This is a genomic window from Streptococcus sp. NLAE-zl-C503, from assembly GCF_900104285.1.
GTDB lineage: Bacteria > Bacillota > Bacilli > Lactobacillales > Streptococcaceae > Streptococcus.
The window spans coordinates 413,487-420,031 of record NZ_FNJT01000002.1 but is presented as its reverse complement, the minus strand read 5'-3'; the positions used below and the strand labels follow the sequence as shown (position 1 = coordinate 420,031).

8 protein-coding genes are annotated in these 6,545 nt (G+C 37.6%); all 8 read right to left on the bottom strand.

Going from position 1 to position 6,545, the window contains the following annotated elements:
• Window positions 1–131 precede the first annotated feature (131 nt).
• A complete protein-coding gene (locus BLS46_RS06220) occupies window positions 132–605 on the bottom strand; it encodes a transcriptional regulator (protein ID WP_093586332.1) in 474 nt (157 codons plus the stop codon).
• Window positions 606–725: 120 nt separating this feature from the next.
• Window positions 726–2,684: an ATP-dependent zinc metalloprotease FtsH gene (gene ftsH, locus BLS46_RS06215; RefSeq protein ID WP_093586330.1), complete on the bottom strand. Its 1,959-nt coding sequence runs from the start codon at window positions 2,682–2,684 to the stop codon at window positions 726–728.
• A gap of 15 nt (window positions 2,685–2,699) precedes the next feature.
• A complete protein-coding gene (gene hpt / locus BLS46_RS06210) occupies window positions 2,700–3,242 on the bottom strand; it encodes a hypoxanthine phosphoribosyltransferase (RefSeq protein ID WP_093586328.1) in 543 nt (180 codons plus the stop codon).
• A gap of 4 nt (window positions 3,243–3,246) precedes the next feature.
• Complete coding sequence (gene tilS, locus BLS46_RS06205) at window positions 3,247–4,524, bottom strand: tRNA lysidine(34) synthetase TilS (protein ID WP_093586326.1); 1,278 nt, start codon at window positions 4,522–4,524, stop codon at window positions 3,247–3,249.
• The gene (locus BLS46_RS06200) at window positions 4,521–5,792 is read right to left on the bottom strand and encodes a serine hydrolase (RefSeq protein WP_093586324.1); all 1,272 of its coding nucleotides are present in this window, start codon (window positions 5,790–5,792) and stop codon (window positions 4,521–4,523) included. Before BLS46_RS06200 ends, tilS begins: the two co-directional genes overlap by 4 nt.
• Entirely contained in the window at window positions 5,785–5,907 is a 123-nt protein-coding gene (locus tag BLS46_RS10030; protein WP_000429343.1) for an SP_0009 family protein, read from the bottom strand. Before BLS46_RS10030 ends, BLS46_RS06200 begins: the two co-directional genes overlap by 8 nt.
• A gap of 4 nt (window positions 5,908–5,911) precedes the next feature.
• On the bottom strand, window positions 5,912–6,280 hold the full coding sequence (locus BLS46_RS06195) for a septum formation initiator family protein (protein ID WP_000041917.1): 369 nt from the start codon (window positions 6,278–6,280) through the stop codon (window positions 5,912–5,914).
• Window positions 6,273–6,539: an RNA-binding S4 domain-containing protein gene (locus tag BLS46_RS06190; RefSeq protein WP_001234973.1), complete on the bottom strand. Its 267-nt coding sequence runs from the start codon at window positions 6,537–6,539 to the stop codon at window positions 6,273–6,275. Before BLS46_RS06190 ends, BLS46_RS06195 begins: the two co-directional genes overlap by 8 nt.
• Between the last annotated feature and the right edge of the window lie 6 nt (window positions 6,540–6,545).

Sequence of the window (6,545 nt, the reverse complement as noted above, 5' to 3'; positions counted from 1 at the left end):
GATTCGAACCCGTGTTACCGCCGTGAAAAGGCGGTGTCTTAACCCCTTGACCAACGGACCTGAGCTTTTCAACTCTTTCTATTATACCTACTTTTTCCTCTTTGTCAAGATCTTTTTTGACTATTTCCAGTTTATCTAAAATCACTCAATACCACTCTTAATTCTCCTAGGAGTGCTTTGCGTCCTTTGAAACACTCTCCTCCCATGAGACGGTCAAGTTGTTCTTGTTTTTCTTTACTCTGACTTGCTCTGTAATTCCTTAGAAGTTCATGAAAGAGATAGTAATCATCCAGTCTCAGTCCTTTTTCTCCTAGGCGATGACTGATTTCGCTCACCTCTTCATAGGGTTCTTTATCGAAACGGCGCTTGTGACTTTCCTGTTTACGGATGTAGTCCAAGATACGATTTCGGAATTTGGTTTTAAAGCAGACATATAGTCGGTGACGTTCACCCTCTAGTAACTCTGGATGGTGGTCCACTAGCTCATACAAGCACATCATACCCTCCTGATCCCAGTCCTCTTTCTCCCACAGATGTAAATGGTATTCTTTGCGGCACTTATGAACGATCCCCTTGCTTTCTTCGTATAATTCTTTCAGATTCATAGACCTCTCCTTTCTGCATTTAGTTTAACAAAATGCATCAAGCCTTTGATCTACTTCTCCTCTTCTGTATTTCTCGTTGCCTCAACTGCATACAAAAAGAGAGGCATGGCCTCTCTGCGGTTATTTTTCTTCACTCATTTTTGATTTTACTTCATCATAAGATAGGGCATGAGATTCCTCTTCTACATTCTCAGGCATTTTTCCTGTTTCGTAAAGAGATTTAATTTGTGTACTATCTAATGTTTCGTATTTCAACAATGCTTCTGCAATCAGTTTGTGGGTTTCACGATTTGATTGGATAATTTCAGCTGCTTTGTTCCGTGCTTCATTTAATAATGAACGTACTTCCTCATCAATCTCATAGGCTGTTTGCTCTGAAATTGATTTTTGAGGACTTTGTGCACCAAACATAGCATGATTACCCTCGTATTGAACTGGACCTAGTTTTTCACTCATACCGTATTCAGTGACCATTGCACGCGCCATCTGTGTAGCTTGTTCAAAGTCATTTGAAGCTCCTGTCGTTTGGACATTAAAGATAATTTCCTCAGCTACACGACCACCCATCAAACCTGCCAATTGCTCTTTCATGTCTTCTTTAGATAGAAGCATTTGATCCTCTTTAGGAAGTGCAATCATGTAACCACCTGCACGTCCACGTGGTACAATGGTAACTTTATGAACAACACGGGCATTTGACAAGACTAAACCAACAATGGTATGTCCAGCCTCGTGATATGCAACCAATTCACGTTCTCTTTGTGATACTGTTTTATCTTTTTTAGATGGTCCAGCAATTACTCTGTCCTCTGCCTCATCAATATCTGAAGCATCAATAATTGATTTGTTGCGACGGGCTGCAACCAAGGCTGCCTCGTTTAGAACATTTTCTAAGTCAGCTCCCACAAAGCCTGGGGTTTGTTGGGCAACTAGTTTCAAATCAACATCGTCTGCCAGAGGTTTATTTTTAGCGTGAACTTTCAAGATTGCTTCACGACCTTTAACATCAGGACGGCCAACCAAGACTTTTCTATCAAAACGTCCCGGGCGTAGTAGAGCAGGGTCAAGGACATCTGAACGATTTGTCGCAGCGATAACAATAATTCCTTCATTTCCCTCAAAACCATCCATTTCAATTAAGAGCTGGTTCAGGGTTTGTTCACGTTCATCATTTCCTCCACCGAGACCGACACCACGTTGGCGACCGACAGCATCAATTTCATCGATAAAGATAATGGCTGGCGCTGCTTTTTTTGCATCCTCAAAAAGTGAACGAACACGACTTGCACCAACTCCGACAAACATTTCTACAAAGTCTGATCCTGAGATGCTAAAGAATGGAACGCCTGCTTCTCCAGCAACCGCCTTAGCAAGTAAAGTCTTACCTGTTCCCGGAGGACCCTCCAAAAGAACACCCGCAGGAATACGCGCACCAAGTTTTGTAAATCGTTTTGGATCTTTTAGGAATTCAACAACTTCGACTAATTCTTGTTTTTCTTCCTCGGCACCTGCAACATCTGAGAATCGTACCTTGATATCTTCTTTGTTAGCAGCTTTGGCCTTGCTACGTCCAAAACTCATTGGATTTCTACTATTATTTCCTCCCATATTTCCCATCATAGAGAATAGGAAGAACAAGAGAATAGCAAATGGCACAACAGAGACAAGGATATTGATCCACATACCGCTTGAACTCTCATGTTTAACTGTTACCTCAGCCTGATGTTCAGAAGCAAGTTTTTGCAATTCTGAAACTGTTGAATCCGACGGAAGAATGGTACTTGAGAATCTTTCTACTTTTGTGGCAGTAGGAGTGAAAAATTGAATCCCTGTTTCTTCTTTACTAGTCTTAGGATTTTTATAAACACCAGACACCTCAATGATGCTACCATTTGGCTGATAGGTCAATTCTTTTACATTGTCTGCTGTAATTTCTTTTACCAATTCTGTATAGTTAATTTTTTCACTTTTCCCAGCAGCATTTCCAGAGTAAAAATACTGGAATCCTGTTACAAGGAAGAAGATAATTAACAAGTATAGAAATGGATTTCTAACTAAACCATTATTTTGTTTTTTCATTAAAGAATGCTCTTTCTAATTTGAATAAACTTCCTCTTTCAACACTCCAACATAAGGAAGATTACGATAATTTTCTTTGTAGTCCAAACCATATCCTACTACAAACTCATTTGGAATAGTAAAGCAAGTATAATCTGCCTCAATTTCAACAACACGACCCTCTGGTTTGTCCAACAAAGTCGCGATTTTAACAGAAGCCACTTCTCTTGCAATAAACATATCTTTCAAATTCTTCAAAGTTTGACCTGTATCGATGATATCTTCTACAAATAGAATATGTCTTCCCTTGATATCCTGAGTTACGTCTTGCTTGATATTGATCACACCACTACTTGCAGTTCCACCATGGTAGCTAGATACCATCATGAAGTCCATCTCAATATGCGTATCAATATGTTTGATCAATTCAGCCATAAAAGGAATTGATCCTTTCAAAATTCCAACAAGAATTGGATTTTTCCCCTCATATTCTTTTGTTAGTTGCGCACCTAGCTTTTTAGCTGCTTCTGTAATTTCATCATGTGAAACGAGGATTTTTTCAATATCGTGTTCTAACATCTTTTTACCTATCTATTTTTTCTATATAAAGTACAGTGTTCATTATATCATTTTTCGTGTTTTTACTCAAATCACTGGTCGCAATTCCTAAAATTGAGACAATTTCTCCAAATTGCTCAATAATAGGGGTTATTTTTCGTTTTTCAATAGGGATTTTCAAATCTATAAATAAACGTCTCAGTTTCTTTCGATGCCCATTCAGAATAAGAACATCGCCAGGTTTTCGACATCTAATATATACAGGTGTTTCCCGTGAAACCATTATTTTTTGAACAGCGTCCCCTTCAATAGGGATGCCAAAGGAAAATAAATAGCCCTTATATCGAACTTGATTTTGATAGTGTAACACAAGTTCATCTTTCTTTTCATCAGACTGTGGACTGATTTTGCAAACTCGAAAATTCTGATACTCTTTTATCAATTCATAACCATTTTTCAGTGGGTGACGATACTGACTTTTAGTTGCTAAAATCTGTCGAACTTCTGCAAACTGAGCTTTCGTAAGATTTAAGTCAGGGAATTGATTGAGATAGTTCTGGAGCAAGATCCCTTGAGTTTGTTGAGAGTATGAAAAGAGCTCATTCAAATCTTCCACATCAATCTGTTCAGAGAGCTCCATTATGGCTACTTGGTAATCTGAAATTTCCCTTCCTAAATCTAAAAGAGCGGATTTAAGACGAGGATTTTCTTTTTCAAGCTCTGGTAAATACCTATTTCGAATACGATTGCGAAAATAGGCATTCTCACGATTTGATTGATCTTCGAAATGAGCAATTGGTGAAAAATCCTTTTTATGAAAATGCAATAAGGGACGGATGATTTCGATATCATCAACTACTTGACTTTCTTTTATTCCTGTCAAATGACGTAGCCTACTTCCTCGAATCAAGCGCATCAAAATCGTTTCAACCTGATCATCTGCATGGTGGGCAGTGACCAAAGCAGTTGCTCCAACCTCTTTCATGATTTTCCTAAAAAAATCATAACGAAACTCTCGAGCACGCGCTTCTGAAAAGTCTCCTGAAAAACTTGTGATATAAATAGGAAGTTCAGCTGCATCAGCTAACTTCCTTAGTTCATTTTCCTCCCAGTCAGACTCACTTCTCTGCTTATGATTTACATGTGCTAAAATCAACTCAATTTCCAACTCTTTTTGATAAGTGGACAATAGATGGAATAAAAACATTGAATCCAATCCGCCAGACAGAGCCAATACGACCTTAAAATGTTTTTTGAAATACTCTTTTCTGAGAAAATGATTTAAAAAATCCTGCTCCCTCATTTTAGAACCTCATAGACATCCTTAGCTATCTTAGCAATGGTGTCATAATCAGAATTTTTAGTGAAAATAGAGAGAACGAAAGGTGAGTCTGTAAATACAATGGCAGTATCGTGTTTAAACTCGTCAGCATCTCCGATTTTGTGAGCTACCTTAACCGAAACACCTTTCGCAATTCGTTGGTTATCAAAATTCGTTTTGCCTAGAGACTCTAGTACAAAGCCATTCTGATTATAAATAGCTTCCATGACTTTTCCAGCCATTTTTGAAGAAGTTAATTTATCATTCACATCCCAATCTTCACCCATAATGGTAGACATTTTTTCTTTAAAAGCCCCGTCAGATTGATTGGTCACATAATAACCTAAAATATTATGAGCAACATTGTCAGACTCCTTTGTTACCTTGGTAATTAATTGTTGGAGACTGTAGTCTTTGTTGTCTCCTGTTTTAGGTAAACTACCACTACCTTCTGGTTTATAGGATCCAGGGAAATTATTGACTTCTGAGACATACTTGAAGCTACTGTCCAGCGTATAGTCACCTTGATTTATCTTATCTTGAACATAATAAAGGTAGGCTAGTTTCAAGATGCTAGCTGCATAGAGTTTGCTGTCTTCATTCACCCCAGCCTCTTTACCTGTACTCAGTTGTTTAACATAAATAGAATAATTTTCATTCTGATAATTGTTTGACAAGACTTCTTGAACCTTCTGGATACGATTGTCCTCTTCTGAGACGAACTCTTTTGATACCCACCCAATTTGATCAATATGAAGAAATTCTTGTCCCTCAGCAAAGAGGGTTCTATCTACTGTTACGCGTTGATAGGGAGAGAGGGATGAAGAAATTTCTTTAGCACCATAAGGACTGTTATAGATAACAAACCCCGGTTCCAACCATACTTGTCTATTTTGAGTTTGAACTTGACTTTGATCATAGACTAAACGCTTATCTGCAAGGATAAACTGGTGATTATCTAATTTAAAAACAGGAATACCTTGTCTATTCAAACGCCATTCTACGATTTTAAAGGTGGTTCCAGAAGTCAATTTTCCAGACTCCTTGACAAGATCCTCATTAGCATAGACAGCTGTTTCTCCATAAACCATTGGCGATTCAAGGGGTTCTTTATAGTAGAATCCATGATCAGACTCAGTTAGATAATAAATTTCTTGTGAAGAGTAAGGGAGCTGTTTTTCTGTGCTAACTACTCTTGAAGTTATGATAAAAACAGATAGTAGTGATAACACTACTAAGAACTTACGCATTCTTCTCTTCCCTTTCTTCTTGTAATCGTAATAAATGGTTTTTAGCTGCCAATTCCTCTAATTTTTCATCTGATAGACTTAAAAATTGCTCAACAACTTCTAATAAATTTTCCATGACATTACCTCGGAAGCAAATCAGGAATCGTGTAAATTGCTTCTCGTTTCTTTGAGTAATAGTACTTGGCGCGTGCATATTTTGCTACATAGTCTTCATCTTTCAACTTTGCAGCAAAAGCAGATTCCTTATCCTTTTCATCACTAAGAGTTTGGTATTGTTCTTTCAACTCTGTCAATTGCTGACGACGTTGCAATAACTGATTATAGCTTTGGGCCAGATTATAGGTCGGTAAAATAAACAATAAAATCATCAAAATAAGAACCCAACCCATAAAGCGATTCCTCTTTTGTCTTTCCTTCATCAGGTAACGACGACGTTGGTGTTCATTTTGAATAAAAGGATTGTTCATCTGTACAATATTTTTAGACATTTTCTTCTACCCGTGTTTCACTGATAATTTCATACATGCCAGCAGCATCTTCTTTTTTTGTACTATCTTTCATCTCTAATACTTTAACAAGCAACAACTTATTTCCAAAGCGAATTTCAACTTGGTCATCAACTTTCAAATCCGTTGAACTTTTGGCCAAGATTCCATTTACCTTGATTCTACCTTTATCTGCTACTTCCTTTGCGACTGTACGACGCTTAATAATTCGTGATACTTTTAAATACTTGTCTAATCTCATTTTTAT